Origin of the sequence: Agarivorans sp. QJM3NY_30 (assembly GCF_050870855.2) — a bacterium.
In the GTDB taxonomy this organism is placed as follows: Bacteria; Pseudomonadota; Gammaproteobacteria; order Enterobacterales; family Celerinatantimonadaceae; genus Agarivorans.
Window position 1 is genome coordinate 3227115 of record NZ_CP194038.2, and the last position, 26644, is coordinate 3253758.

Here is a 26644-nt window from a genome sequence, read left to right on the forward strand (position 1 = left end):
AGAAGTTGGTTGCGGCCAATCCGGCCGCAACTATTAATCGCAACCCTACTCGCGCTACTCAGTATCCCTTTGCTTATTCTGCAAATGTACTTTTTGGCGCTCATTTCTAACTCACTGATCCAACTAAACCAACCAGAGCCATTGCTCTGGTATGGTTTTGGTGGTGCATTTTTGATTCGATTAATACTCTTAAGTAGCAAAGACTTTATAGCCCAAGGTGCCAGCCGAAATTTACGTCAGCAATTGCGCAACCAAATTTGGCAAGGTTTATCACTATTAGGGCCCGCGAAGCTCAAATACGGTAGTGATGGCCAGCTATCCAGTTTATTAACTGAGCATATCGACGCACTCGATGGTTACATCTGTCGTTATTGGCCACAGCAATTTCTAGTATTAGTCGCACCACTAACAATCGCTATCGTCGTAAGTCAACACAGCCTATTGGCTAGTGCGTTATTATTATGTACCGCCCCCTTAGTGCCGCTATTTATGATCCTCGTTGGCAAAGAAGCGAGCAAAGCCAGTACCAAACAACTACAAGTACAAAGTCGAATGAGTGGTCGACTGTATGACTTTTTACTAGGTTTGAATATCTTAAAGAGACTCAATGCCAGTCATGTTGCTGAAGCACACCTTGCTAACGCAGCGGAAGGATATCAACGCAGTACCATGCAAGTCCTAAAACTGGCGTTTTTATCCACTGCCGTATTAGAGTTATTTAGCTCATTGGCAATCGCGTTGGTCGCCCTATATTTAGGCTTAGGTCTGTTAGGAGAACTCCCCTGGCTTAAACAGGTGGTTCCTGTAGATTATGCTTCAGCATTATTTATCCTGCTGCTTGCGCCCGAGTTTTATCAACCGCTTCGGCAACTGGGCAACGATTATCATGCCAAAGCACAAGCACAGTCGGCGAGCTTACTACTAGCACCATTATGGCGAGCCATCAGCGAAGCCGAGAGCCGCCAACAAAGCTCAGATTTAGCGACCCATGATTTACCAGAAAAATTACTGCAAGCGAAGCAGTTTTCACTGACACTCTCTCACATTGTGGTGGGACAAACCCAAACGCCTCGACTAGCACTAGAGCAACTAAACATTCCCGCTCAATCTCGACTCCTTATCACTGGCCCAAGTGGCAGCGGCAAGTCCACTCTATTGCAATTATTCGCTGGTTTTCTTCCTTTTCAAGGTAATTTAACAGTCAATGAAATTGATATATCTGCGAGTCAAATGCCCCGACTAAGGCAACACATTGCCTATTTAAACCAGCACGCCGAATTGATGCCCGGTAGCATTGCCGATAACTTGCAACTTGCAAAACGCAACGCCACTGAAACGGAAATGATTCAAGCCCTTACTTCAGTCGGCTTATGGACATGGTTAGCCACCACGCAACAAGGCTTGGACTATCCCATCGGTGAAAGCGGACTCGGGCTATCAGGTGGACAACAACAACGTTTGGCCCTCGCGCGCTTATTACTACAACCTAAAGCCATTTGGCTACTCGATGAACCCTTTGCCGAGCTGGACCAACAAAGTGTTCAACCACTCTGCGAAGTCCTCGCAGAAATAAGCCGAGGAAAAACGCTGCTCATCGCGAGCCATCAATGGCAACACCTTCATTTTTTAGACGCTTGTATTTATCTGAGCGAAGGTAAAATGACTCATTCTGATGAGTTATCACCGCTGCCAAGCAGTTGCCATATACAAGAGCCGACACCATGAAATCATTAAAATTACGTCACTTATTAGTTTGGCAGTGGCGAGGCTGGAGCCTCAGTGGGCTGCTTGGTTTACTCACCGTTGCAGCCACCGTATTACTATTGGCGTATTCTGGTTGGTTTATTAGCGCCGCCGCGATGGCAGGGGTTGCAGCCATTCAAGCAGGCAGCTTCAATTACATGCGGCCGGGAGCCGTGATCAGGTTTTTAGCCATTACCCGAACGGCGGGGCGCTACGCAGAGCGTTTACAATCACACCATACTGTATTATCGCTGCTGAAAAATTTGCGGGTAAACACCTTTCATCGACTGAGTCATCAAAGCATTGCTGATTCTTTGCGATTTGAGCAGCCCGATAGCGCCGAAACCTTGCAACGTTTAATCAGTGACATTGACTTACTTGACCAATTTCCACTACGAGCTATCGCACCTTGGTTCTGGGCTATTGCCCTTGGCGGATTTTTTAGTTTAGCCATCGCCTACTATCTTCCCAGTGCATTGTTCAGCATCGTTTTGCTCCTGCTGATGCGACTTATACTACTCCCCTTTATGATGTTGCCTCTGGGTATTCATTTAGCCAAGCAAGAAGTCAATTACAACGGCCAACGTCGACAAGTCACGCTCATTGGTTTGCAATTATTAACCACCCTTTTAACCTTTGGTCGCTGGCAAGACTATGCTCAAACCGTGGCAGACAATGAACAGACAATCAACCGTTTACAACAACGACTCCAACTCTCTGTTCTCATCGCCGATAGCCTTGCCCAGCTGTTGCTTTTAGTCGGTATAATCTGTTTAGCGATGCCTGGAACATCGATGGTCCTCGAGCAAGCACTGCATCCGGCTATTTTAGTGGCTCTGCTCTTAGCTTGGTTAGGTTTATCTGAGGTCTTTCAAGCTTTATCCTCTCTCCACCTTGCCATCGGTTATAGCGTCGCAGCCAAAAATAGAACCAATCAACTGATCGCAAGCTCACCAAGTGCAAAGACAGAATCGGCAAGCAAAACGGTCGATATTCTTTCTCAAGCGGAGTTGAATTTTAGCATCGCAGATCTATGCTTTGGATTTAAACCACAAGCAATTCTCACTCACCAGCAAAACCAAACCTTTAAGGCTGGCGACGTGGTCTTATTAAGCGGTCCTTCAGGTATTGGCAAGAGTTGTTTATTGCAAACCCTTGCTGGCGATATACCGAAAATAGCAGGTTCGATTGCTCTAAACCAACAATTACAGCACCAGTTTAACGATAACACTTGGCATCAATATGTTGGCTACTTGCCGCAACGTCCGTTTATCTTCCAGCTAACCATCGCTGCCGACTTAAGACTCGCAAAACCCAAAGCAAGTGATACGGAGTTATCCGAAATATTATCATTAGTCGGCTTACAAGAATGGTTAGCCAAACAAAGTCACGGCCTACAAACCATTTTAGGTGAGTACGGTGTCGGCTTATCTGGCGGCGAACTACGTCGCTTCACCTTAGCTCGCCTATTGTTAGCCAAAACCCCAGTTTTACTACTCGATGAACCCTTTTCAGGTTTAGACCAAGCCTCTACAGAGCAACTACTGCAGGGTCTATTGCACTGGCAACGCGATGGTATTTTAATTATCGCGAGCCACCAACAATTAGAACATCCAGCATTTACGAAGCGTTGGCATTTAGGCGTTCAATAATTAAAACCAATCGTTGACGGTATAAGATCCGAGTCGAGCATCAAACAAACAAGCCGAGAGCCGTGAATCCTCTCGGCTTGTTTAATCGTTCGGTTCTTGGTGCACAGGCAACCAATAATCACTCTTCAGCAAATAGAAAAGTCCACGTAGGCTTTTTACAAGCTCAAATTTAAGCATCATTTAGCCAATATCATCGATATTGCGATCACCGTAGACTAGCTGATTAATTTTCACTGTAGTGCCAATTTTGGCCAACGATGACAATCCCTTCACCTTCAAAACCTTAATAATAGGGACAAAATCTCGAGCTTATAATGAGTTGCCGCTAACGTCTTGTGCAACTAATGCCCCCGCATCAACTTCAGACCCGTTACCAGAGCATGCATGGCAAATGATAAGCATAGATAGATTCATCTTGAGGACAAGTCGCAATTGTATCGCTCATTCGCTCATCACATTAAACAAGCATACATTCGATATTCTAGGCCACCCTTACTGTAATAAAGCTAGATAATAAAGCTAGATAATAAAGCAAAGATGATTGCCGTTAATTATAATCGCATTATAATGTAATTGTAATATACCTTTCTAAATTGGAGCGATAAATGATTGCGATTAGCGAAGCGCTAAGAGCGGGATTACTCAAGCCTAAGAACTGGGTAAGTAATATTATTGCAGGCGTCATTGTTGGTGTTGTTGCTCTTCCTCTCGCGATGGCCTTCGCCATCGCCTCCGGCGCCAAACCAGAGCAAGGCTTATATACCGCAATTGTCGCAGGCTTTTTGGTCTCAATTTTTGGCGGTAGCCGGGTACAAATTGCCGGCCCGACCGGCGCCTTCATTGTGGTACTTTCAAGCATCACCGCCCAGCATGGTATTGAAGGATTACAAATAGCCACATTCATGGCTGGACTGATCTTAATGCTTTTGGGGATCACCAAACTAGGAAGTGTCATTAAATTTATTCCAGCGCCTGTTATCGTAGGTTTCACGGCAGGAATAGGGGTCATCATTTGGGTCGGCCAATGGAAGGATTTTTTTGGTTTACCTGAGGTCACTGGTCAGCATTTCCATAACAAGCTATATCATCTGATTAATGTTCTTCCACAATTTCATCTTAGCACTAGCATGCTAGCCATATTTGCCCTATTGCTGGTAATTTATAGTCCGAAAGTACCGCTATTAAAACGAGTCCCTGGCCCCTTAATTGCGCTCGTCCTCACCACCCTTATTCAAGTATTCTTTCAATTTGACGGCGTACGCACAATTGGCTCAGCTTTTGGCGAAATACCACAAGGCTTACCCGAGCTAAGCATTCCTTCACTAAGCTGGACGAAAGTAATAGAACTGATTGGCCCAGCCTTTACCATCGCCATGTTAGGCGCGATTGAATCCTTACTCTCAGCGGTGGTTGCCGATGGGATGGCGGGTACTCGTCATGACTCCAATCAAGAATTAATTGGTCAAGGACTGGCAAATATAGCAGCGCCATTATTTGGCGGTTTCGCGGCAACCGGGGCGATTGCTCGTACCGCAACCAACATTCGTAATGGTGGCAACAGTCCCTTAGCTGGTATTGTCCACTCAATCACTTTATTAGTCATATTGTTAGTGCTTGCCCCCCTAGCAAAACACATTCCTTTAGCGGCCCTTGCGGCCATCTTATTTGTTGTCGCTTGGAATATGAGTGAAGCGAAACACTTCATTAAAATGGTTCGCCGCGCACCACGAGCCGACGTGCTAATCCTATTAATTACCTTTGCTCTTACGGTATTTGCCGATCTCGTTGTAGCAGTCAATATTGGCGTAATATTAGCAACTTTACATTTTTTACGACGTATGGCGAGCAGTGTTGAAGTGAAGCAATCTTCGGCACAAGAACTCGCCTTAGAGTTTGCAGAGAAAGGCTTAGGAGAATTACCAGAGAATATATTGGTATTTGCGGTTGAAGGTCCTTTCTTCTTCGGAGCAGTTGAAAATTTTGAACGAGCGCTAGCCTATACTCACAGCGATCCTGAACACCTTATCATTCGTTTAAAATGGGTTCCATTTATCGATATTACTGGGCTGCAAGCCTTAGAAGAAGTCATCAGCGGCTTACAGCGTCGTGGCGTGAATGTATTGCTATCTGGAGCCAATCAACGGGTCTCGGCCAAATTGAAGAAAGCAGGAATTATCGAGCTAGTTGGCCACGAGCATATGTTTCTGTTATTTGATGAAGCGGTTCGAGTTTTACTAAACAATAACTCAAAACAGCAGCGCTAACGTTTCACTTGTGGGTTATGGGTAGCACTGTCAGCATAACTCACATTATGTTGCTCAAGATATTCTCGGATCAATTGCCTAACGACTTGTGACGGCGTTAAGTCTTGAGAAGCACATAGCTTCTCAAATGCCTGCTTTTTACGCGGGTCCATCAGCACTGTAAAACGCGCGGTCTTGTTTTCCACTGGGGTGTACCTCACTAACATTATAATTTGATTATAACGTTAGTGTAATTAAGATCAGATTTTAATACTAGGGTCTGTTAATCTTTGCTTATTATTTTTGCAGTCGCTTGTCGTTATAGTTAGACAGGACAAACTCAATAAAGAGTCATCGCCACCATGGCTCATACGGGAACGCAGCATCACCAACCGAAGGGCTCGGTTACAATTTATCGCTGAAACAGCAACTACCATCACCGTTCAATCCACTCAGCGGTGACGTCTCAGCATCTTAGGTCGATATTGAAGCTGTCGACTAACACGTTTAGCAAATAAACGAACGAATACAAAACCGAGCCCTAGACTCAGCAAGGCCATCAACACTACGCCCCATTCATTCGATGATTGCTGCGCAAACAAAAACTTCCCAAGACCCGCGCCAACAATTAAACACAACAAAGGCACTAAATAAATCAGTAAAGCACTTGTGAGCATGTTTTTAGCATTTAGGCCTAGGTCTATCTGTTCACCAACTTGCACTTCTTCGGTAAGTTTCACACTGAGCCGATGAACTCGATGAGGAAATGCCTTGGCGATAGAACTATTACCACAATGCTCAGCACTCCCACAGCTGCCACAAGCGCTTTTACTCACGCATTCAACGACTGCATATCCCTGCTCTAGCGCAACAACCTTGGCCGTTTCGATAATTAAATTGGAATTATTGGGCAGGTTCACTTGGCAGCTCCAGATAAGGGCCCAATTTCACAAAATCAGCAATTTTAGAGGCTGTGTCTGGAGGGATCTCTCCGACAACAGTAATTTCAACTCCCTGCCTGACAACCGTATGTAAACTGGTGGCCCCTTGGCGAACCAATTGTTCACGTAAGGGATTGGTTTTACCTATAGCATTTGCATAAACAGAGATATCAAATAAACCATCACTTAACTTGAGATAATCCACTGGCTCAGCTAACAATAATAATGAATGTCGTTCTTTTTGCGCAACTTTCATACCCTCCGGCTGCCAGCCTAAACGCCAGTTAATTTTTTGCTTCGACTCATCAACGGGGAGCTTACCAACCACTGCTTTTGGTAAATCCAAACTAGCAAGTTCATGCATCCAGGCGGTGGGTTGTTCAAATTCGGCTAAATTGACAGCCATTTGCTGTTCAACAAGCTCGCCATCATGGTCAACGATATCTAATCGCAAGGGTAATTGCGTCGCGTAATCAATCCAAAAATACAGGCCATAAAGATCGGAAGACTTAGGAACGATCCGCATCACTTGGGCTGGACGTCCAGCAACCCGACTCTTGCCCGCGATCACTAAATCATAATTCGTGGTTAAACCATCAATATCAATCGCCGCCAAATTACCAAACATGCCCGGTAAACGAGTAGAAGCTAAACTATAAGGTGTTTGTCCTGGTTCAAAAAAAGCCACAACACCTTGACGATAAACCCCTTCATTGGCAGGACCATTGAGATATACACGATGCGCAACTTCAACCCCATCGACAACACCATGAATTAACCGTTCTGGTTCAATATGACCTTGACGTACCGTGATAAAAGACAACTCGTAGTTACGTTGATGAAAGGCTTGTTGATATTCTTGTAATAAATTAATCGCGGGGCTAGTTTGACTGACCTCACTAGGAACGCTAGGGGGACTATCAGTACTCTCTGCCGAAACAGAAAAAGATGCCAGTAATATAATTACTGGCATCAAAAGTTGTTTAAAACGCATAAGTTATATAACTACTCTACTATTCTCTGTTGAAAACGATGATCCTGTAAATAAGCACTAATACGTTTACGTTGTTCAATCATTTCGGCTTCACTTAACTCGCGTGGCTGTGGGCTAGATTGTAAACTAACCGGAGCAACCGAACCACCGACAGGCACGGTATTAAATACCGGTAAAGGTTGCTCTGTATCACTTGCTACTTGTAAAGAATACTGTTGAACACCAACAATAGCAGCCACCGCGACTGATGCCGCAATTGCATACTGTCCCGTATACTTGAAAAACCGCACCAACTTACCAGAAGATTCTTTTTCAGAAGAATGAGAAGGCCGAGGTGCGACAATGGCGGGCTCATCTTCTAAGGCCAACGCGATATTATCAGCAATATTCAAATTAATCTTCTTGGGGGTTTCCCCACGAAGCACATCGCCAATCAAATGGTAATTACTCCATTGCTGAGCACGCTCTGGCTCGTTGGCTAACAGCTCTAACAGTGATGCGTCGGTCGACTCGTTATCAACCAATGCGGATAACTGTTCTTGATTTGCCATATTAGTCACTCATCCCCAAAATTACCTGCTTAAAAGCGGTTGGATCCGCTTCTCTATTGCATCCCTTGCTCGGAATATCCGCGAACGGACAGTACCAACAGGACAATCCATCACACTTGCAATCTCTTCATAACTAAGACCATCTATCTCTCGAAGCGTAATTGCCGTACGTAAATCATCGGGTAGTCCTTCCATTGTAGCAAAAACTACCTCTTTTATTTCTTCAGATAGCAACAAGGTTTCTGGTGTATCAGCTTCTTTCAATGCTTCTGCACCATCGTAAAACTCGGCTTCATCTGCGTCTACATCATTTGCTGGAGGCCTTCTCCCCTGAGCAACAATGTAATTTTTCGCGGTATTCACGGCGATTCGATACAACCATGTATAAAATGCGCTCTCACCACGAAAATTAGGTAACGCTCGGTAAGCCTTAATAAATGCTTCCTGCGTTACATCGGCTACATCACCATGATTCACAATATAACGTGATACCAGGTTAGCCACCTTGTGTTGGTATTTTTGAACCAACAAATTAAATGCCGCCTTATCTCCGCGCTGAGTTCTTTCGACCAACGCTTGATCTGTCCACTGTTCTGACATCAGTAACTACCGACCTCCTAATGCTTGGGTGTCGGTAACTTCTCTGGCGGCACATCTCTTCAGACTACTTGTTTTCAAAAAAGTTCTCTTTTCATCAAATAAATTTTTGCGCCTCTGTGAGACAGTGCAAACTTGAGTAAGTTTCAGTTAAACTACGATATACTCAAATTTCCCTTTAACTTCATATAAGAGCGCATCTAATGGAATACACTAGCGATGTTCTAATAATAGGCAGTGGCGCTGCAGGCTTAACAATGGCGTTAAACTTGGCAGATTATGCCAAAGTCCACGTCCTGAGCAAAGGACCACTAAAAGAAGGCTCCACATATTATGCCCAAGGCGGCATCGCTGCCGTGTTCGATAAGAATGACAGCGTAGAAGAACATGTCAATGATACTCTTATCGCCGGTGATGGCTTATGTGAAGAAGCCACCGTTCGATTCACCGCAGAAAACAGTAAACGCTGTATCGACTGGCTCATCAACCTTGGGGTTCCCTTCGATCAAGAGACCACCAAAGATGGCGAGGCCCAGTATCATCTCACTCGTGAAGGCGGGCATAGTCGACGTCGCATTTTGCACGCTGCCGATGCGACAGGCAAGGCCGTTCAACAAACCTTGGTCAGAGCAGTATTAAGCCACCCTAATATCACGATTCTAGAGCGATTTAATGCGGTCGACTTAATTGTGAAAGAAGGTGACTCGAAAAAAACTGTTGTCGGTGCCTATGTATGGAATCGAAATACCGAACGAGTTGATGTAGTCAAAGCAAAATTTGTGGCGATGGCGACTGGCGGTGCAAGCAAGGTTTATCAGTACACCAGTAACCCTGATGTCAGTAGTGGCGATGGGGTTGCCATGGCTTGGCGCGCCGGCTGTCGAGTTGCGAACATGGAATTTAATCAATTTCACCCCACCTGTTTATACCACCCAGAAGCTCGAAACTTCTTGCTCACTGAGGCACTCCGAGGAGAGGGCGCGTTATTAAAACGTCCCGATGGGACTCGTTTCATGCCTGACTTTGATGCCAGAGAAGAATTAGCCCCTCGTGATGTCGTGGCCCGCGCCATCGATTTCGAAATGAAGCGCCTCGGTGCAGACTGTGTCTACTTAGACATCAGCCATCGCGATGATGAGTTTATCGAATTACACTTTCCCACTATTTTACAACGTTGCTTAGATCTCGGGATCGATATCCGTAAACAAGCGATACCGGTTGTACCAGCAGCCCATTATACTTGTGGTGGTGTAGTCACCAACTTGAATGGCGAAACGGATATTGCAAACTTATATGGCATTGGCGAAGTGGCATACACTGGTTTACATGGCGCCAACCGAATGGCCAGCAACTCTCTATTGGAATGCGTGGTGTTTGCTCATTCCGCTAGCCAGCATATAAAAGCACATCTAAACGAAGTGAGTATATGCAACCAAATTAAGCCTTGGGACGACAGCCAAGTGAGTAATTCAGATGAAGAAGTCATCATTACCCACAATTGGCACGAACTACGGTTATTTATGTGGGATTATGTTGGCATTGTGCGTACCAACAAGCGCTTACAACGTGCCATGCATCGAATCCATTTACTACAGCAAGAAATCTATGAATATTACTCAAACTTTAAAGTGGGGAATAATCTCTTAGAATTACGTAACTTGGTGCAAGTCGCCGAGTTAATCGTGGGCTGTGCCATGCGCCGTCATGAAAGTCGCGGTCTACATTATAATTTGGATTACCCAGATAAACTGGACATCGTGAAGCCGACTATCCTCGATCCAAACACCTTTTATCAAGAACCAGATAACGTAGACTAAATCGATGGATTTAAACAAGGCTTAGCTAAGCTAAGCCTTCATACTATTCACCACCGTTGCAACGATATTCCGCCCTTATGGTTGTTCAGACTCGATGGGAAAGTTAATTACAAAGCACATCCTACGATAAATATCATGCTCAATACTATCTGCAAAAATCACATTTAATTTTAAACGGTCTTGGCCAATACCAATAATAATACAACAAGTAAAAGCCACGCGAGAGTTCGCTAACCATTGGTAAACCTCAGTTTTCCCACCTTGTTGGTAAGCAATCTGTTCCGCAGAAAAATAACCCTTAGGGCGATAGCACCACCAATGCCAATAGCTCAGCACTATCGAAAAAAGACTCAGAGGGAGTAAAGGAAGTAAACGAGGGAAACAAAATAACAACAAGACTTGCGCCGCAGCCATCAGGCAGATCAGCGCAAAATAAGTCGACGAACGAGTCGCCCTAAATTCACACTTTGACGCGCTTGAGAATAACATTAACCATCGCAGCTAACTGTTGGTCTTCACAAGACTTGTGTCCCATAAACCAAGCAAATAAATCAGGATCATCACAGGCGAGTAAGCGTTTAAAGGTTTGTTTTTGCGCCTCACTCAAATCATCATAAGCTTCATCTACAAACGGCATAAACAATACATCAAGTTCCAACATCCCCCGACGACAAGCCCATTTTAAACGTGATTTATTTTCCTGCATGTTGTTCCTTGTATACATCAGTGACACTGGTAAACTCGGTATTAGCCACAGTTAATAACCAGTTAAAAAATGCTGCAAAAGTATTGACGACAATACCATTTCAGCAACAAAATTACACGCTAATAAGCTTGATCTAGCTCTCAACGGAAGCCGACTATGTCTCAACAAACCTTATGCACTCTCCCTCCGCTGTTAGTTCAGCCTCTGGACCAATGGCATTTAGTCAGGGTGAGTGGAATTGACGCCCAAAGCTATTTGCAAGGACAGCTTAGCTGTGACGTAAACAGTCTTGATCCGGGCCAACAAAGTCTGGCAGCGCACTGCGACCCCACAGGTAAAATGTGGTCAGTATTGCGACTGCTACGTTTAAACGATGACTACTTATACCTGCAACCAAAATCGCTTGCCGACAGCCAATTAGCCCAGCTAAAGAAATATGCGGTATTTTCCAAAGTGGCCATCGAAACCGAAACCAAGCTACAGATTATCGCAGTACTTGGCAGTGAAGCCCCACATTACATCGCGGAACATTTTGGCGATGATATCGCCAGCTATGGTGGTTTAATCGATAGTGGCATTTGTGTGCACCTGGATGGTCCCAAACGCCGCTATTTAGTGATTACCGATCTCGCCAATTGGGGAGAAGATGCGCCAGCCAGCCCACTCGACGCCAATCAATTATGGCGCGCGTTACAGATTGTCTCCGGCCTCCCCATGCTGGAGCTGGCCACCAGCCAGCAATTCATTCCTCAAGCCTTAAACCTACAGTGTTTAAACGCCATTAGCTTTTCCAAAGGCTGTTATACCGGTCAGGAAACCATTGCACGCGCCAAGTATCGCGGCAACAACAAGCGAGCGACGCTGCGCTTTGCCGGACATGGCGATCTCTTACCCAAAGCTGGCGACCGTCTAGAACAAAAACTGGGTGAAAACTGGCGAGCCAAAGCCACCGTATTACAGGCCGTTCAGCTCGATCCTGGCTATATTGAACTATTAGCGGTGTTAAATAAGGATACGGATGCCACCGCAAAGTTTCGCTTAGAAGGGGATGAACAGAGTCTCTATACCATTGCTCAGCTACCTTACGGCTTAGAAGATTGAGACAAGGGCAAACACTGAGCGCCCCGCATCTATTCGCTGGTAGCTATACTGTACTTTAGATGCAAAGATCCGTGCATTGATGGTTTTTTTGGCACGCCATTGATCGCCGAAAAAACCGACAATTCAGACCAGGAAAACACAATGAGCGCTCCACAAGCTATCGCATCCCCTTGTATTCGGCATTGCACGTTGGATGACAAAGATCAGTGCGTCGGTTGTTTTCGGCAACTCGATGAAATCTGCGCCTGGAGTGGGCTGGATGAGCAAGCCAAACGGGAAGTTTTACAACGCTGTGAACAACGGCGTCAACAAGCGCCCACCTGGAAATTTAGCAAGCTCAACTCCCGCTTATAGGAATAAAAATGCCGAGTTTTCAAATCACGGCATTTTTATCAAGCCCTCAGCGAGCCTTAGCCGAAGTCTCCATTCACATACCCCTGGGTTCGCTGGTCCTTTGGCGCGCTAAATATTTGCTCAGTATCACCATGCTCCACCAATTCCCCCATCCAGAAGAAAGCGGTCTTATCTGAAATACGCTTCGCCTGCGCCATCGAGTGCGTGACAATCACAATGGTAAACTTTTTACGCAGCGCCTCCATCAACTCCTCAATTTTATGGGTGGCGATGGGATCCAGAGCACTAGTTGGTTCATCCATCAAAATCACATCAGGCTGTATTGCAATGGTCCGCGCGATACATAAACGTTGTTGCTGACCGCCCGACAAACCAAAAGCATGACTCTGTAAGCGATCGCTCACTTCATCCCACAGGGCGGCACTGCGCAAGGCATTTTCAACTACCTCATCGAGTGTCTGCTTATTGCGGATCCCCTGAGCGCGTAACCCATAAGCCACATTCTCGTAAATACTCATGGGAAAGGGATTGGCTTTTTGAAAAACCATTCCCACCTTCATCCGTAGCGCAGCCACATTACGCTCTTGATAAATGTCTTTCCCTTCTAAATGCACACGCCCGGTAATACGCACATTTTCAATTAAATCATTCATCCGATTTAAAGTCCGTAACAGGGTTGATTTACCACAACCAGACGGACCAATAAGTGCCGTAACTTGTTTCTCCGGAATTTCTAAATCAATCGCCTTTAGTGCGTGCGTATCACCGTAATGTAAATCAAGTTGTTGAACATCAAACTTATTCATATCTATCTCTTAGTAAGCAGCTTTGTTGAATCGACTCGCGATCAATTTAGTCAGTAGGTTAATGGCTAAAACCAAGACAATCAGTACCGTGGCAGTTGCATACGCCTGATTCCATTCATGAACGGTGAACAATTCTTGAGTTAATTTATACAAGTGAACGGTTAAAGTTCGCCCTGAATCGAACACCGACTCCGGCAGTCTGGTAACCATACCCGCGGTTAAAAACACAGGGGCTGATTCGCCAATCACTCGCCCGGTACTTAAAATTACCGCGGTGACAATACCAGGCATCGCCGATGGAAGGATCACCCGCCAGATGGTATAGATCCGTGAACAGCCTAAGCCATAAGACGCTTCTCGGTATGCTTGTGGGACTGCAATCAGGGCTTCTTCAGTAGTGCGAATAATCACCGGTAAAATCAAAATGGCTAAGGTGAGCGCGCCCGACAGAATCGAAAAGCCCAAACCAAGAGTGACCACAAAAAAAGTCATCCCAAATAAACCATAAATAATCGATGGAATACCCGCTAAAGACTCCGTGCAAAAACCAATCACCTTGACAACTTTGCTCCCGGGCTTGGCATACTCGGTTAAGTAAAGTGCAGTCATAATGCCAATTGGGGCTGCGATGCCTATCGATAGCAGCACCATATATAAGGTGGCGACAATCATCGAGAAAATACCCGAGGTTTTACCAATCGTGGTGTAGCTTGAACTAATAAACTCCCAACTTACATGGCTTAAACCATTGCTTAAGATGTGCCATAACATCCACAGCAAAAATAAAATAGTCAAGCCTGCTCCGGCCCAAACGAGGCTTAAAGCAGCCAGATCTTCAATACGACGGCGCATTACTTAACCCTCTGACGATTCAAAATTAACAGCGTCCCATTTAACAACATCACAAAAACCAGCAACACAATCCCAGTTGAATACAATGAGCTGGCATGAATTCCACTTGCATAAGACATTTCCAGAGCGATGTTTGCGGTGAGGGAGCGAGCCGAGTCAAGCAGTGAGCCAGGCATCGCAGGGGAGTTTCCCATCACCATAATAATGGCCATGGTTTCGCCGACGGCGCGTGCAATTCCGAGCACCACACCGGCTAAAATCCCTGAGCGGGCAGCCGGCAAGATCACCTTAAAAATGGTAAATATCGGCGAGGCTCCCAGCGCATAAGATCCTTCTTTATAACTGCGAGGAATGGCACGAATAGAAGTCTCAGCAATGGTAATCACCGTGGGTAAAATCATCACCGCCAACACAATAATGGCCGCTAAAATGGTGCTACCCGCGGGTACCTTAAACACCGATTCAATTGCCGGAACAATGATCACCAAGCCAAAAAAACCATAAACAACCGATGGGATCCCCGCCAGCAGCTCTACCGCCGGGCGGATCATATTGGCCAAGCGTTTAGGCGCAACTTCAGCTAAAAATACCGCCGTTAACAACGCAACCGGAACCCCAATGAGCACGGCTCCGAGGGCTGAAACAAGCGATGCCACAATCATCGCCCCGACACCAAATAAGGCCGGCGGATACCAATCAGTTCCGATGAGAAAATGACTTAAACCCGCAAACTGAATGGCTGGTAAGCCCTCAAGCACCAAAAAATAACCAATAATCGCGACCGACAGAACACCAATCAGTGCGCTCAGCAAAAAGAGTAGATTAAAAAAACGTCCAAGCCAGTCAACCTTTTCAGATGACTGCTTGAGCGCTGCAACTAATGCTGGGTTGTTAAACTCAGCCTGTGGCGTAATAACCGTTTGATTCATAAAATTTTATTTCCAAACCCAAGGCACAACAAAGAGGCATGCGCATGCCTCTTTGTTAAGCTTTTAAAGGAAAAACTTAGTTAACTTCGATGTAGCCGTGTTCAGCAACAATGGTTTGGCCTGCATCACTCATAATGTAATCAACAAACTGCTGAGCTTCTGGTGCAGGGTCAGTACTCACTAACAGAATAAAAGGACGGGCAATTCCGTAACTTCCGGCTTGAATATTGGCTTTGCTTGCGGCGACGCCTTCAATGTTTAAGGCGATAAGAGAATCGTCAACCGAACCAAGAGAAATGAAACCAATGGCGTTAGCGTTGTTCGCCACTAAGGTTTTAATGGCACCATTGCCACTGGCCACTTGAGCGCGAGGGGAAATAGCGGTAACGGTTACCCCATTAATTTTTCGAGTGAGCCCCATAATATCTTCAAAGGCACCACGAGTACCGGAACCCACTTCACGAGTGACGGCAACAATCGCCTGATCGGCGCCACCGACTTCTTGCCAGTTTTTAATCTCACCAGAGTAGATTTTTTTAACTTGTTCAATGCTTAGATTTTGAACCGCATTGGCCTTGTTTACGGCCACTGCAATACCGTCCTGCGCCATCACAACTTTCTTAGTATCAGCATTGAGTTCGTCATCTTGTACTTCACGAGAAGACATACCAATCATGCTTGTCCCTTCTTTAACAGCACGGATCCCCGCCGAAGAGCCGGTACTTTGCACTTCAACCACATCATTTTGAGTGCTTTGGTAGTTTTCGGCCAATATTTCCATAATACCAGATACAGAAGTGGAACCTGACACCGTCACTGTATTACTGGCATAAGCATTGGTCGCCAATAGGATAGATGCGATACTTAACGCTGTGATTAACTTATTTCTCATAATATTTCTCTTTGCATTTAAAGAATGACAAACAACTTGTCTAAGGCGGGTGCATTGAAGCAAGCAAAAGTGACAGAAATATTACAAACAGAATATTACACAGGAATTGTGCATTTCGGATGGTTTTATAAACTAAATCAGAAAGAAAAAATGAAATATAGATATATAATATATGCATGAGCGCAAACATTCATTTTTACGCTCATCGCAAATTAAGAACCTCGCCAATGACGGACTCGACCGGTATCGATATGCACAAAACCACTATTTGGATAATAGCCAACCCCACCTAAACCCAACTCTAAAGCGGCGCTGTGAACCTTATTCAGTGCGACATTTTTGACTCTCACATCAACAGCTTGTCCGGTCATATGAAAACTCTTTTTAGCTACACCTGTGGTGCTATTGCGTAACATTTCATTGGTAGCAGGAGAGCGATAGCCAGAAATGATTTCAAATAAGACTTCCCCACCCAAACGTTCTTGTAACAAGGCCATCTGCATGTATAAAGATTTATCCATATTGATAATTTCGTTGCGCCTAAAATCACGCAATAAATTATCTAAACGTTTAACTTGTTTCTCTTGAAATTGACCATCTTTCCAGAAACAGACTTCACAACTTTCATTGGTATGTAAGTTGTTCATATTTAAAACGCGTGTTCCCGGAAGTTCTCTGGCAATACTAGAACTTGCATAGCTTTTTGGTATCCCAAGACCGATAAATCCAGCGCCCAACCCCAATAACAATGACCGCCTATTTAACTTTCGGTCTAACATTTACACTTACCTCAAACGGATTAAAAAAACATCAATTTGGTGTAAAATACCGAAAAGTACCACAAAAAGCAAACAAATCACTACAGTGAGTGATTTTTCAGTGAGCTAAAGTTTAAGTAAAGGTAAGCTAACAAGCTGTTTAAAAAGATGTTTTCAGCTCTGTTATCAGCCAATCTTCGGGTCGAAATTATAAATATCTTTGCGGTAATTCAAGCTACCGGAGCTATCAAACCAAGAAGTAAAATACACTAAATAAACCGGAACACGTTTTCGTAAAGGTAACCATTTAGGCTCACCTTTTGCCATGAGTGACTGCTTGTAACGTTGGCTATAACCATCTTGCTTGAGTAGTTGTTCTGCCAATGATTCAGCAGCTTCAACCCGAACACAGCCAGAACTAAACGCTCGTTGTGACTCAGAAAACAGCTCAGGGGAAGACGTATCATGCAAATAAACCGCAAATTGGTTGGCAAAGTAAAATTTATAGTTACCTAACGCATTTGCTGAGCCTGGCCGCTGACGCATTCGATAGGGAAATCTTCCGGTATCCTTAACCAGAGTCCAATCCACTTGCTCCGGTTCAACCGCCTGACCTTGATAATCAAATAGTTCAAAGCCCAAGCGTTGCACATAGCTGGGATCGAGGCGAAGCTTGGGAATAATATCTCTACGGACAATGGTTCTAGGCACATTCCAATAGGGGTTAATCACCACACTACTGATTTCACTCACTAATAATGGTGTCGCACGAGACGCTCTACCCACCACAACTTTAGAACGAAACAATTCGATATCTTGGTCGATATAGCTCATTTGATAGGCAGGCACATTTACCACGATCCGTTGTTGATTTGGAGGCATCACCAGAAAACGATCTAAAAGCTGCTGCCTGAGTAAGTTTTTGGCAAGCATTTTTGAGCGCTCTAGCGGTTGAAAATTCAACCAATACAATGTGTCTTTACCCACAATACCGTCAGCTTTCAAGCCATGTTGCTGCTGAAAACGTTGCAAAGCATTGTAAGTTTCACTTTCGAATAATGGCAAATTCTGCTCAAGCAGTTGATGATTAGAGTCAAATTCAATTAAACGCTCCCGGATCAAAGGAACCCGCGGATCGGAATCTCCTAAACGAATTAAAGGACCATTTGCAATACGGGTGTTTTCGGTACGCTGTTGAGCCACATTAAGCCAATACAACATTTGTTGGCGATAACGCAGCCGCTCAATGTCTAGTTCACCCCGTAAAGTCATGACTTGCTGATAAACTTGCTGCTGATTAAGATTTGCTATCCAGGCTTGATCGATAAACAATTGTAACGGCAATTCTGCGATATGATTCAAAGCCATACTTTGCGAATAATCCAAAGCCATCAACTGCTGATAACAGGCAATTACACCGAGAAATGCATCGGTGTATAAAGACTCCCATTGAGCATCACTACTATCGATAATGTTTAGCTGAACCAGCCATCGGCTTATTTGTTCTGGTGCACCCGCCAGGCTGAGTTCAAACAGCAACCATTGTAGTTGGTCTCGCGCCTTACGCGCTTGGGCATAACCATACCAAAGCGCCTGAGGATGATAAGCATAGATACGCTGTTGCAGCTGAGGATAGCGTAATTGATAATTATCAGCACGATTGGCTAACCATCTCTGCGATGCCCCACCAGCCTGAGGCCAATCTAAACGGCTGAGTAAACGTTGGCTTACCACATCATCGTCAACCTTAGTGGCAATCACTGCCGCCCCGCCTTTTAATTCAACCATCCCCGCTTGTTCAAGTGTATTTGACTGTACTACAGCTTGTTCTTCTGGCGCTAATAGGCTCACCGCGGCATATAAATGTAGGCTAAATAAATAGACTCCCAGTCCAATGACTACGCTTTTCACCCAACACTCCTGAATGAGATGATATTAATTAAGCATAGCGTGTAAGCCAGTCGCTATGCTTAAAAAATGCTATGCATTTCGCAAGCAGAAGCTTAAGTGCTTGAGAATCCTAAAAAGATGAATTAGGCCCTGCTAAAAATGCTAATTCAGCTGCGCTCGACTGCCGACCCAAAATTTGATTACGATGGGGGTAGCGTCCAAATTTCTCGAGAATGGTTTTATGCTTTAATTCAAATTGGTACTGTTGCTCCAAACCGGGTTGATGAAACAACTGTTCCGCCTGTTGGTGGATCACTAAAGATTCGCTATGCATATAGGGCATATATAAAAATGCACGCATCGTTGGTGTTAGCCGCTGATCAAATTGCTTCGCCACCGCATTTTGCGCCAAGGCTAATGCCAACGGATCGCAAGCAAAAGCTTGGGCAGAACCTCGGTGAATATGACGAGAGAATTGGTCTAATACAATGACTTCCGCAAGACTCCCCTTAGCACTATCACGCCAAGCCCATAGCTCCGCAAAACTAGCGCTTTGCAGTAGCCCCCTATAACTTTCCGTTATTTGCAGATCAACGCTCGCTTCAATCACAAATCGCTGCTCTGCCTGTAAGTGTTCAAACCAAAACTCAAGGATCGCTTGATATTCCATCTAATCCTCTCTAGCTTAAAAAGCTGGCTTTGTCGGGTTTACCCGCTCATTTTAAAGATTGAGAAAAGTATCCAAGCACTCAAACGCAGAGCTCAATCATCAGTGAGCCTAGCAGCCACAATCCCCATGCACCAACCATTGACATTGCTGGTAATTGTCAGCCATGGCAAGTTGGCTCAAATAACCCAGAACTTCACAACCCGCTTCACCCCAAGTACAACCGCGACGAAGCTCGCTATAAAGCTTAATTGAGGTTGCCTGATAGCGAAATTTTTGTTCGCTGACCCAACCCGGCTGAGTGTATAAGGGACGCGCTTTAGCCCCCCACAACTCAACCAGCTGTCCTTCACGCATCATCCTTGGCTGTAGCCCATCCAATTGGGTTTGCAGCACAATCTTCGGTGGCAGTGGTGGTTTGGCGGGGAAGTAATAACTGCAACCGCAGCCCCGCTGCACTTGCGCTGGCGGAATTGCTTGTAATTCACAAGCTTGAGATAAAAAACTCACAATATATAGAGTGGCTCCAAGGGTGACCTTGGGTAGCTGCAGTGTAAAGGTCATTGTTCGCCTTCTATAGGGCTTAAGCGATAAGCACAACGACGAGCCCCCTCAACGATATGCTCAATCCGCTCGACTTGGCAATTGCTGAATAACTTTGCCAGTAACGCTAACTCAGACTGGCACAAACCTTGGTTTTCACTAGCGGCAACACAAATAGGGCAATGATCTTCAATAAACAAGTAGTGCTCTCCCTCACGTTGCCAATTTGCCATATAACCCTCAGCGCCCCGCTTTTGACTCAAAGCTTCTAGCTTGTCTTCTAAACTGCGCTCACCTGCTAACAAAGTTTGGTAAATATTAAAGCTTTGCTGCTCGCGATGAGCCAGCAACTGTTCAATCGCCTGTTCACCAAATACTTGTTGTACCGCACCAAGCAGTTGCACGCTCAAGTCACTATGGCAATCGGGAAAACGACCATGTCCCCCCTCAGTCAATTGCCAATACCGAGTCGGCCGACCTACTTTCACTTTCTTATCAAAATGCTCGATCAAACCTTCTTTTTCTAGTGCTTGTAAATGCTGGCGCACCCCCATGGTTGTAATGTCTAGGTACTCAGCCAGCATTTTAACCGTTTGCACACCTCGACTTTTGATTCGATACAAGATGCTATCTGTGGTTTTCATAATGGGTCTCTGGCTATAACATCAACTGATTATTGTCATTCGCCTAGAGTTTGTAAAGTTAAGGCTTTATAAAGCTCAAAAACAATCGAAATGCTTAAGCCTCCTAAAACGAGACTCTTCCAAAACAAGACAGCCATTTTAAAATCCACTCTTAAAGTCACTTTAACCGCCACCATTAAGCAATAAACATCACATTTCATCCATGTAAAGGCAGCTTGATGTTGAAAAGTTCAGTATTAACAAAGAGGGGGATAATAAAAACTGGCAATCAGCGAGACGGAAGACACAGCTAGCCTAGATAACCTGAATCACTCGCGAGTCAATGAAATTTAACCTGTAAGTTCTTAACCTAGATCCAGCCAGCGCTTGGCAGCTGCCATGCCTTTGATGCGAAGTTGATTGTGCTGACGCTTATAGCGTTCTAGTGAATGCCCAGCCCCAACCACACTGGCAAAGTGATGCTCTAAACCCGTGCTCAAGGCTAACCAGCTTTCTTCATCGATTTGTAAGCGCTGTAAAATGGGCGCTTGTGCATCATCGATATAACCGCGTTTATCTTCTCTGATGACACGGCCGGTGAGTTCTACCAGTTGTAGGTAATCTTGTAACTCAAAGGGTAAACCTTCGGGCATGGTTTCTCTGGGGTTACCAACAAAGGGCATTAGCGGCTTGGGTTGCTGACCTTGTTTGGCTTGCTGAATGCGCTGTTTGATACTGGTGTGGTCCGAGGTTTCAGGCGTGCTCGCTATATTTGAGCGAACCGGGTTTAAATCCACATAGGCCATACACGCTGCTAGGGCTGCTTCATCTAAAAGCGCTTGAGATTTAAAACGCCCCTCCCAAAAACGACCGGTACATTGGTCTTCTTTATTGGCAGCTCGAGCAATGTATTCATTCAAATGGCGCATAAACCAGCTTAAATCAAAAAGGCGAGTCCGATAGACTTCAGCTGTGGCGTGAATGGCCTGTAGTTGCACCTCACTTAATTTCGGACATAACTCAGAATTGAGATACATCTGAGTCAGTAAGGTGCCCTGATGCAGAATATGCCAGCGTTCCAAGACTTCATCCATGGACCAGGCTTCGGCTTTGGCCTTATCGATGTGCAATACCACATGGGTATGATTGCTCATAACTGCATAAGCACAGACATCAATGGCAAACACCGCAGTAAGTTGCAGCAAATAATCTTCCACCCACTGGCGTCGGTGCTCATAACTCTTGCCCGTTTGCTTATCTTCGCCACATAAAAAAGCCCGCCGAACACAGCGGGAAACACAGTGATAATAAGATGTATCCGATAAGCTCACTTGCGACTGTCTGGACCGAGGCATGGCAATAACTCCCCAAAAACCACTATTGATAGTTTAGATTATTACTGGCATTTGGCTAGTTGGGGTAGATGTCTAATTATTTCCACACAAAAAACTCCATAGTACTCTGATACTTGCCACTAAATATCTACTTGATAGGGCCGCCTGCTACTCACTGAATTAGGATGGCTGTTTACTAATCTCGCTGTTATTGCGAACCGAGAGCCTCGTATTTTTAGGTGTCACGCGATACCGAAGATAGAGATTATTAAGAATCAGTGCCGCTCCTGTGATACTGGCCCCAGCGATTTCAGGAAAGCCAGGGTTTATTCCCATCATCGCTGAGATAGAGAAAGCGGTAATAGGCACAATATCCATAAATAAAACACCATTAAGTGGCGTCAGAATCTTGTTACCAATATTCCAACATAGGATCCCGATGAAACTAGCCACAATAGCGGTATAAAAAACATGGGGAATCACATAAACAAAGGCACTAGTCGTCGGCACAGCAACCACACCGCTGGCATATAATATTCCATTTATCACCAATACGCTGGTCATCCCCAAACAAGTTGTCAATGCGGTATATTTAAGCGGTGACCAGCGAGGAAAAAACGAGGCCCCTACGGTATATATAACCCAACACAGTGCACCAAAAATAATGAAAGCATTGGCTTTATAGCTGGTGGGAGAATCAAACAAACTAGCGTAATGGCCTTTTGTAATCACGGTCATTACGCCAAAAAATGACATCATAATCAGCCCTATAGAAATCATCGGAGGCACTACTTTTCGTAAGACACCATTCACCAAAATGCCCAACATTGGCATCGTTGCCATCATGATAGAGGTTGTTAATGCGCCAGTTTCTCCCGCCATTTTCTGACCTAAAAACACAAAAAAACCAAACCCCACAAAAGCGGCAGAGCCGAGTAACCAAGCCAACCCAATGCGCTCCCCTTTCAGATTCAGTCCCTGCTCACCTTCTCGTAGCCATAGTGCGATGGCTAACGCGATACCAGCAAAGCCATAGCGTAGCGTGGTAAATGTATAAGGATCAATGTGTATCAGTGCGCTGGTCATGATTGGAAATGTGGCTCCCCAAGAAAAGGTCGCGATAAGACAGCAGATTACGCCCATCGAATATGAATTTTTCATTTTATATCTCATTTCTCGCTTCAGGCATGTTCAGATGACTCACACCCAGTTGTTGATGAAGAATCGAGCAGAAACAATATTTCTACGTGATCGTTTGTTTAGCCAATACAACAACCATCTGTTGACTATCTGTGGTTTTGATCTGGACTAGCAATGAGTCACTCAGAAGCCACCCAATGGGTGATGAAAATTTATTATATTTAACTCCAAACCCATGATAAATACGTGTTAAGTTGATTGATTTAAAACCTGTAGGTTCTTAATAATGAGTGTACTTTCTGGAATGAAAATGTTTGTCAAAGTGGTGGAATGCGGAAATTTCACCGCCGCAGCCGCGGCTAGTAACGTGTCGCCAACCATGGTTGCCAAGCAGATCAGATTAGTGGAAGAACGGATCGGGGCTCGGTTATTACACCGAACCACTCGACGACAACATCTCACTGAAGTCGGTCAACTCTATTTTGAACGTTGCCTTCGAGTATTGTCTGAAGTTGAATATGCTGAGAATAGCGCAATAGAATTACAGTCGGCACCAAAAGGCCTAGTACGAATGGTTGCCCCGGTCAGTTTTGGTAGTCAATGTTTAGTGCCAGAGCTGAGCCTTTATATGGAACAAAATCCAGATGTGAACGTGATGCTAAATCTGGATAATCGAATTTCAAACCTTAGTAATGACAATTACGAATTAGGCATTCAGATTGGCAAGATATGTGAACCCGGTGTGGTTGCACGCCCCTTACGCGCATATCGCAGGATACTGGCCGCGTCTCCAGCTTATATCCGTCAGCATGGTATGCCCGAGCATCCAAATCAGCTCAGTCATCACAGCTGTCTGGGCCTATCATACTGGCAACGTCAGGATCGCTGGGACTTAATAGGACCTAAAGATGAAACCTTTCAGGTGTATATTCATGGACGCTTTATGTCCAATCAGGGGGATGCTCTCAGAATGGCCGCGATCAATAACTGTGGTGTCGTGATGCAACCCGATTATGTTTTAATAAATGACATTGCTCAAGGCCATCTAGTCCAAGTATTGCCAGACTGGTCCTATAAGCCAACACCCTTGTACCTTACCTATCACCAAGATACTCGTCCGTCCGCTAAGTTGCGTAGTTTGATCGACTTTTTAGTCGAACGTCTGGGGAGCAAGCAATAAGAACATCCCAACCTTTTCTACCAAGTAAGCACTAGTTGGGATAGGTGGCCTTTTATGTCGCTTTAGATAACGACTATTGTTTTACTCGCTGGAGGGTTTTGAGGTGTCTTATGAAGTACCAACTATCCGGTGTTTTTGATAAAAGGCTTGCTTCACCTTGTAATATGCATAAATATAATCAGTATGACATCTTAAATAGAAATAGTGCATATTAGGTCACAAGTAATGACAGAATTTCCTCCAAGTGCCAGAAGTGAAGACGCTTTGAAGCAAATCGATCTCAATCTGCTCAGGGTCTTTGATGTCCTTATGCAAGAACGTAGCGTGACACTAGCGGCTGCCCGTCTAAATCGAACCCAACCGGCCATAAGCCACTCTCTGGCAAGGCTACGGCTATTATTAGACGATGAATTGTTCTCTCGAGAGTCTCGAGCCTTGTTACCAACACCGCGAGCAATGGAACTTTGGCCCGCAATTTCCCAAGCGATCTCGCAAATCCGCGCAGCGATAGACCAGCATTTACAATTTAAGCCAAGCAAAACACAGCGGAACTTCCGGATTGGCGTGAACGACTATACTGCCGTTACTTTCCTACCGGGCTTAATTGAGGCCTTTTCAATCGAAGCACCAAATGCAAGCCTAAACGCAATACATGAACGGGAAAATGACGCAGCATCTTCGTTAAGAAATAAGCAAGTCGACGGTATTATCATTGGCAACTCAACGATGAAAGATGGCATGTTTAGAGTGGTCGAATTGGCTCGCGATAAAATGGTCTGCGCCGGCTGGGCTGGCAATGAAAAGCTCGACCACCTGAATCTGGAAGGCTATCTTTCTGCTCAGCACTTACAAATATCGGCAGACGGAATCTCGCCAGGATTAGCCGATAATGCATTAAAAAATATGGGCAAGTCTCGAAATATCGTGGCAACTGTGCCGCATTACCTCGTCGCACCTTGGGTCATCAAGGGCTCAGACTTACTCACCACCTTTGGCGACGGCATCTTGCCTGTATTATCGCAGGAAAGCGAAATCCGCATCCTGCCCCCGCCGATTTCGTTACCCGACGTCACCCTGTCGCTTATCTATGAGCATGAGATGGAAAACGACCTTGGACATATTTGGTTCCGAAGCCTGCTGCGCTCCGTTGTAGAGAAGCAACGTGAAGGTAAGCAAGCCGCTTATCGTCGCTTTAAACTTTAGCCATTACATAACTCGTCAACCGAAGGGAAATACTTAAAGGTTCACCGTAATTAGTCTTGCTTGAACCATCGTCTTTACGCGACTTCAATAGGATTTCCATCCTCCGCTTACTTTTGCAAATATTGGATAAAAATCAGTCACAAAAATTCCCGTTATGTGATCAACTGCAAGCTTTATATGCATGGTTTGCATGAATGTCATTAAAATTATTTATTTGATTTATGTATTCGCTTGCTTGATAGTCAAATGAATCCAACGGAAGGAAACCCAAATGATCTTACTTAAACCTATCAGCCCCCTGCTCAGCGCCATTTTCATGGTCGCCATAACAAGTCAAGTCAGCGCTCAAGAAATTACCGTAATCAAAGACGTGAAACAGACTGGCAAATTCACCATCGCAAATACCCTGTCTTATGCTCCTTTTGAATATATCGACGAAAACGGTAAGGCCGCCGGCTTCGACATCGAGCTTGCGACCGCCGCGGCCAAGTTGATGGAAGCCAAACTGGAAATTCAAACCATGCCTTTTTCCAACCAAATCCCAGCTTTAGTTGCGGGAAGGAACAAGGTAGCTTGGGCAACCTTCACCGTCACCGAAGAACGTTTAAAGCAGGTAGACTTTGTCTCATTCCTGCAATCTGGGGTCGTCGTGGTCACCACACCTAACAAAGCCGCCGCATTTAAAATGGACAACGCCCTTTGCGGCAAAACGATTGCGCTGCAAACTGGCTCCGCTGCCGATTTTGTAGCAGACAAAGTTTCCGAAAGCTGTACCGCAGCCGGTTTAGAAATTGTCAATAAGGCGCTCTATCCCGAACAAAAGGACACCATCCAAGCGGTCATCTCTGGTCGCGTAGACGCCAGGCTCGACGACTCGACGGCTGCCGGGTATTTTGAAAAAACCACCAACGGCAAACAAGTCGTGGTTGGAGACGCGATGCTGCCCTCGCCTCTGGGCGTTGCGATCCGCAAGGGCGATACCGAGACCGCCAATATGATGAAAGCTATTTTTGATAAGCTTATCGCTGACGGCACCTATGCCAATATCCTTCGTCGCTACAGTCTCACCACCTCTGCCGTCAACACTTCAGTGATCTACACCAATGCCTCTCAACTCGCCGATTAAGG

28 protein-coding genes are annotated in these 26644 nt (G+C 45.1%); 9 read left to right on the plus strand and 19 right to left on the minus strand.

All coding sequences use genetic code 11. The features are described 5' to 3' along the window. Nucleotides 1-9 precede the first annotated feature (9 nt). Nucleotides 10-1725 carry a thiol reductant ABC exporter subunit CydD gene (gene cydD, locus ACRRSX_RS14630; protein WP_432452465.1) on the plus strand — a complete coding sequence of 572 codons (1716 nt, stop codon included), beginning with the start codon at nt 10-12 and terminating at the stop codon, nt 1723-1725. Next, nucleotides 1722-3395, plus strand: a complete 1674-nt coding sequence (locus ACRRSX_RS14635; protein ID WP_432452464.1) for an amino acid ABC transporter ATP-binding/permease protein — start codon at nt 1722-1724, stop codon at nt 3393-3395. Before cydD ends, ACRRSX_RS14635 begins: the two co-directional genes overlap by 4 nt. A gap of 180 nt (nt 3396-3575) precedes the next feature. On the opposite strand, the gene ACRRSX_RS14640 is transcribed toward ACRRSX_RS14635, so the two are convergent. After that, complete coding sequence (locus ACRRSX_RS14640) at nt 3576-3668, minus strand: hypothetical protein (RefSeq protein WP_432469366.1); 93 nt, start codon at nt 3666-3668, stop codon at nt 3576-3578. A gap of 332 nt (nt 3669-4000) precedes the next feature. Between ACRRSX_RS14640 and ACRRSX_RS14645 the strand changes: the two genes are divergently transcribed. After that, the gene (locus ACRRSX_RS14645; RefSeq protein ID WP_432452463.1) at nt 4001-5659 is read left to right on the plus strand and encodes a SulP family inorganic anion transporter; all 1659 of its coding nucleotides are present in this window, start codon (nt 4001-4003) and stop codon (nt 5657-5659) included. Here ACRRSX_RS14645 and ACRRSX_RS14650 read toward each other — a convergent pair. The 5 genes from ACRRSX_RS14650 to rpoE form a co-directional block, all read right to left on the minus strand. Then, nucleotides 5656-5844, minus strand: a complete 189-nt coding sequence (locus ACRRSX_RS14650; protein WP_432452462.1) for a CopG family transcriptional regulator — start codon at nt 5842-5844, stop codon at nt 5656-5658. The genes ACRRSX_RS14645 and ACRRSX_RS14650 overlap by 4 nt on opposite strands. A 246-nt stretch (nt 5845-6090) precedes the next feature. Continuing rightward, the gene (locus ACRRSX_RS14655) at nt 6091-6558 is read right to left on the minus strand and encodes a SoxR reducing system RseC family protein (RefSeq protein ID WP_432452461.1); all 468 of its coding nucleotides are present in this window, start codon (nt 6556-6558) and stop codon (nt 6091-6093) included. Continuing rightward, nucleotides 6542-7552 carry a MucB/RseB C-terminal domain-containing protein gene (locus ACRRSX_RS14660; protein WP_432452460.1) on the minus strand — a complete coding sequence of 337 codons (1011 nt, stop codon included), beginning with the start codon at nt 7550-7552 and terminating at the stop codon, nt 6542-6544. The genes ACRRSX_RS14655 and ACRRSX_RS14660 overlap by 17 nt, the downstream gene beginning before the upstream one ends. Before the next feature lie 32 nt (nt 7553-7584). Next, nucleotides 7585-8124 (minus strand): sigma-E factor negative regulatory protein, encoded by a 540-nt coding sequence (locus ACRRSX_RS14665; protein WP_432452459.1) that lies wholly within the window; start codon nt 8122-8124, stop codon nt 7585-7587. 21 nt (nt 8125-8145) lie between these two features. Then, nucleotides 8146-8724: an RNA polymerase sigma factor RpoE gene (rpoE, locus tag ACRRSX_RS14670; protein WP_432452458.1), complete on the minus strand. Its 579-nt coding sequence runs from the start codon at nt 8722-8724 to the stop codon at nt 8146-8148. Between the two features lie 200 nt (nt 8725-8924). Here rpoE and nadB point away from each other — a divergent pair, with 200 nt between their 5' ends. Then, nucleotides 8925-10538, plus strand: a complete 1614-nt coding sequence (nadB, locus tag ACRRSX_RS14675; RefSeq protein ID WP_432452457.1) for an L-aspartate oxidase — start codon at nt 8925-8927, stop codon at nt 10536-10538. 75 nt (nt 10539-10613) lie between these two features. Here the strand turns inward: nadB and ACRRSX_RS14680 are convergent, their stop codons facing one another. Both ACRRSX_RS14680 and ACRRSX_RS14685 read right to left on the minus strand, forming a co-directional pair. Continuing rightward, complete coding sequence (locus tag ACRRSX_RS14680) at nt 10614-11027, minus strand: hypothetical protein (protein ID WP_432452456.1); 414 nt, start codon at nt 11025-11027, stop codon at nt 10614-10616. After that, nucleotides 10999-11244, minus strand: coding sequence for a succinate dehydrogenase assembly factor 2 (locus tag ACRRSX_RS14685; protein ID WP_432452455.1), 246 nt, complete (start codon nt 11242-11244; stop codon nt 10999-11001). The genes ACRRSX_RS14680 and ACRRSX_RS14685 overlap by 29 nt, the downstream gene beginning before the upstream one ends. 156 nt (nt 11245-11400) lie before the next feature. Between ACRRSX_RS14685 and ygfZ the strand changes: the two genes are divergently transcribed. Both ygfZ and ACRRSX_RS14695 read left to right on the plus strand, forming a co-directional pair. Then, nucleotides 11401-12345: a tRNA-modifying protein YgfZ gene (gene ygfZ / locus ACRRSX_RS14690; RefSeq protein ID WP_432452454.1), complete on the plus strand. Its 945-nt coding sequence runs from the start codon at nt 11401-11403 to the stop codon at nt 12343-12345. Nucleotides 12346-12486: 141 nt separating this feature from the next. Then, nucleotides 12487-12699, plus strand: coding sequence for a DUF1289 domain-containing protein (locus tag ACRRSX_RS14695; protein ID WP_432452453.1), 213 nt, complete (start codon nt 12487-12489; stop codon nt 12697-12699). A 56-nt stretch (nt 12700-12755) separates the two neighbouring features. On the opposite strand, the gene pstB is transcribed toward ACRRSX_RS14695, so the two are convergent. From pstB to ACRRSX_RS14750, 11 genes are all read right to left on the minus strand, one after another. Beyond that, nucleotides 12756-13505, minus strand: coding sequence for a phosphate ABC transporter ATP-binding protein PstB (pstB, locus tag ACRRSX_RS14700; protein WP_432452452.1), 750 nt, complete (start codon nt 13503-13505; stop codon nt 12756-12758). 9 nt (nt 13506-13514) lie between these two features. Beyond that, complete coding sequence (gene pstA, locus ACRRSX_RS14705) at nt 13515-14357, minus strand: phosphate ABC transporter permease PstA (protein ID WP_432452451.1); 843 nt, start codon at nt 14355-14357, stop codon at nt 13515-13517. Continuing rightward, nucleotides 14357-15286 (minus strand): phosphate ABC transporter permease subunit PstC, encoded by a 930-nt coding sequence (pstC, locus tag ACRRSX_RS14710; RefSeq protein ID WP_432452450.1) that lies wholly within the window; start codon nt 15284-15286, stop codon nt 14357-14359. The genes pstA and pstC overlap by 1 nt, the downstream gene beginning before the upstream one ends. Before the next feature lie 76 nt (nt 15287-15362). After that, entirely contained in the window at nt 15363-16178 is an 816-nt protein-coding gene (locus ACRRSX_RS14715) for a phosphate ABC transporter substrate-binding protein (protein WP_432452449.1), read from the minus strand. Between the two features lie 212 nt (nt 16179-16390). Then, nucleotides 16391-16957: a DUF882 domain-containing protein gene (locus ACRRSX_RS14720; RefSeq protein WP_432469365.1), complete on the minus strand. Its 567-nt coding sequence runs from the start codon at nt 16955-16957 to the stop codon at nt 16391-16393. A gap of 165 nt (nt 16958-17122) precedes the next feature. Continuing rightward, entirely contained in the window at nt 17123-18847 is a 1725-nt protein-coding gene (locus ACRRSX_RS14725; RefSeq protein WP_432452447.1) for a L,D-transpeptidase family protein, read from the minus strand. Between the two features lie 109 nt (nt 18848-18956). Continuing rightward, nucleotides 18957-19496 (minus strand): DUF924 family protein, encoded by a 540-nt coding sequence (locus ACRRSX_RS14730; protein WP_432452446.1) that lies wholly within the window; start codon nt 19494-19496, stop codon nt 18957-18959. A gap of 108 nt (nt 19497-19604) precedes the next feature. After that, on the minus strand, nt 19605-20057 hold the full coding sequence (locus ACRRSX_RS14735) for a hypothetical protein (protein ID WP_432452445.1): 453 nt from the start codon (nt 20055-20057) through the stop codon (nt 19605-19607). Then, the gene (locus tag ACRRSX_RS14740) at nt 20054-20680 is read right to left on the minus strand and encodes a helix-turn-helix transcriptional regulator (RefSeq protein ID WP_432452444.1); all 627 of its coding nucleotides are present in this window, start codon (nt 20678-20680) and stop codon (nt 20054-20056) included. Before ACRRSX_RS14740 ends, ACRRSX_RS14735 begins: the two co-directional genes overlap by 4 nt. A gap of 344 nt (nt 20681-21024) precedes the next feature. Then, nucleotides 21025-22014 carry a transposase gene (locus ACRRSX_RS14745; protein ID WP_432452443.1) on the minus strand — a complete coding sequence of 330 codons (990 nt, stop codon included), beginning with the start codon at nt 22012-22014 and terminating at the stop codon, nt 21025-21027. Nucleotides 22015-22173: 159 nt separating this feature from the next. Continuing rightward, the gene (locus tag ACRRSX_RS14750) at nt 22174-23154 is read right to left on the minus strand and encodes a DMT family transporter (protein WP_432452442.1); all 981 of its coding nucleotides are present in this window, start codon (nt 23152-23154) and stop codon (nt 22174-22176) included. A 265-nt stretch (nt 23155-23419) separates the two neighbouring features. Here ACRRSX_RS14750 and ACRRSX_RS14755 point away from each other — a divergent pair, with 265 nt between their 5' ends. The 3 genes from ACRRSX_RS14755 to ACRRSX_RS14765 all read left to right on the plus strand — a co-directional run bounded on the left by ACRRSX_RS14755 (nt 23420) and on the right by ACRRSX_RS14765 (nt 26642). Continuing rightward, a complete protein-coding gene (locus ACRRSX_RS14755) occupies nt 23420-24313 on the plus strand; it encodes a LysR family transcriptional regulator (protein WP_432452441.1) in 894 nt (297 codons plus the stop codon). A 225-nt stretch (nt 24314-24538) separates the two neighbouring features. After that, on the plus strand, nt 24539-25516 hold the full coding sequence (locus ACRRSX_RS14760; protein WP_432452440.1) for a LysR family transcriptional regulator: 978 nt from the start codon (nt 24539-24541) through the stop codon (nt 25514-25516). Between the two features lie 271 nt (nt 25517-25787). Further along, nucleotides 25788-26642: an ABC transporter substrate-binding protein gene (locus ACRRSX_RS14765; RefSeq protein WP_432452439.1), complete on the plus strand. Its 855-nt coding sequence runs from the start codon at nt 25788-25790 to the stop codon at nt 26640-26642. Nucleotides 26643-26644 lie beyond the last annotated feature (2 nt).

What these genes read in the sequence shown, in the direction of transcription:
- ACRRSX_RS14635 (WP_432452464.1), top strand. Translation starts at nt 1,722, where the DNA reads ATGAAATCATTAAAATTACGTCACTTATTAGTTTGGCAGTGGCGAGGC.
- ACRRSX_RS14645 (WP_432452463.1), top strand. Translation starts at nt 4,001, where the DNA reads ATGATTGCGATTAGCGAAGCGCTAAGAGCGGGATTACTCAAGCCTAAG.
- ACRRSX_RS14660 (WP_432452460.1), bottom strand. Translation starts at nt 7,552, where the DNA reads ATGCCAGTAATTATATTACTGGCATCTTTTTCTGTTTCGGCAGAGAGT.
- ACRRSX_RS14665 (WP_432452459.1), bottom strand. Translation starts at nt 8,124, where the DNA reads ATGGCAAATCAAGAACAGTTATCCGCATTGGTTGATAACGAGTCGACC.
- rpoE (WP_432452458.1), bottom strand. Translation starts at nt 8,724, where the DNA reads ATGTCAGAACAGTGGACAGATCAAGCGTTGGTCGAAAGAACTCAGCGC.
- nadB (WP_432452457.1), top strand. Translation starts at nt 8,925, where the DNA reads ATGGAATACACTAGCGATGTTCTAATAATAGGCAGTGGCGCTGCAGGC.
- ACRRSX_RS14680 (WP_432452456.1), bottom strand. Translation starts at nt 11,027, where the DNA reads ATGTTATTCTCAAGCGCGTCAAAGTGTGAATTTAGGGCGACTCGTTCG.
- ACRRSX_RS14685 (WP_432452455.1), bottom strand. Translation starts at nt 11,244, where the DNA reads ATGCAGGAAAATAAATCACGTTTAAAATGGGCTTGTCGTCGGGGGATG.
- ygfZ (WP_432452454.1), top strand. Translation starts at nt 11,401, where the DNA reads ATGTCTCAACAAACCTTATGCACTCTCCCTCCGCTGTTAGTTCAGCCT.
- ACRRSX_RS14695 (WP_432452453.1), top strand. Translation starts at nt 12,487, where the DNA reads ATGAGCGCTCCACAAGCTATCGCATCCCCTTGTATTCGGCATTGCACG.
- pstB (WP_432452452.1), bottom strand. Translation starts at nt 13,505, where the DNA reads ATGAATAAGTTTGATGTTCAACAACTTGATTTACATTACGGTGATACG.
- pstA (WP_432452451.1), bottom strand. Translation starts at nt 14,357, where the DNA reads ATGCGCCGTCGTATTGAAGATCTGGCTGCTTTAAGCCTCGTTTGGGCC.
- pstC (WP_432452450.1), bottom strand. Translation starts at nt 15,286, where the DNA reads ATGAATCAAACGGTTATTACGCCACAGGCTGAGTTTAACAACCCAGCA.
- ACRRSX_RS14715 (WP_432452449.1), bottom strand. Translation starts at nt 16,178, where the DNA reads ATGAGAAATAAGTTAATCACAGCGTTAAGTATCGCATCTATCCTATTG.
- ACRRSX_RS14720 (WP_432469365.1), bottom strand. Translation starts at nt 16,957, where the DNA reads ATGTTAGACCGAAAGTTAAATAGGCGGTCATTGTTATTGGGGTTGGGC.
- ACRRSX_RS14730 (WP_432452446.1), bottom strand. Translation starts at nt 19,496, where the DNA reads ATGGAATATCAAGCGATCCTTGAGTTTTGGTTTGAACACTTACAGGCA.
- ACRRSX_RS14735 (WP_432452445.1), bottom strand. Translation starts at nt 20,057, where the DNA reads ATGACCTTTACACTGCAGCTACCCAAGGTCACCCTTGGAGCCACTCTA.
- ACRRSX_RS14740 (WP_432452444.1), bottom strand. Translation starts at nt 20,680, where the DNA reads ATGAAAACCACAGATAGCATCTTGTATCGAATCAAAAGTCGAGGTGTG.
- ACRRSX_RS14745 (WP_432452443.1), bottom strand. Translation starts at nt 22,014, where the DNA reads ATGCCTCGGTCCAGACAGTCGCAAGTGAGCTTATCGGATACATCTTAT.
- ACRRSX_RS14750 (WP_432452442.1), bottom strand. Translation starts at nt 23,154, where the DNA reads ATGAAAAATTCATATTCGATGGGCGTAATCTGCTGTCTTATCGCGACC.
- ACRRSX_RS14755 (WP_432452441.1), top strand. Translation starts at nt 23,420, where the DNA reads ATGAGTGTACTTTCTGGAATGAAAATGTTTGTCAAAGTGGTGGAATGC.
- ACRRSX_RS14760 (WP_432452440.1), top strand. Translation starts at nt 24,539, where the DNA reads ATGACAGAATTTCCTCCAAGTGCCAGAAGTGAAGACGCTTTGAAGCAA.
- ACRRSX_RS14765 (WP_432452439.1), top strand. Translation starts at nt 25,788, where the DNA reads ATGATCTTACTTAAACCTATCAGCCCCCTGCTCAGCGCCATTTTCATG.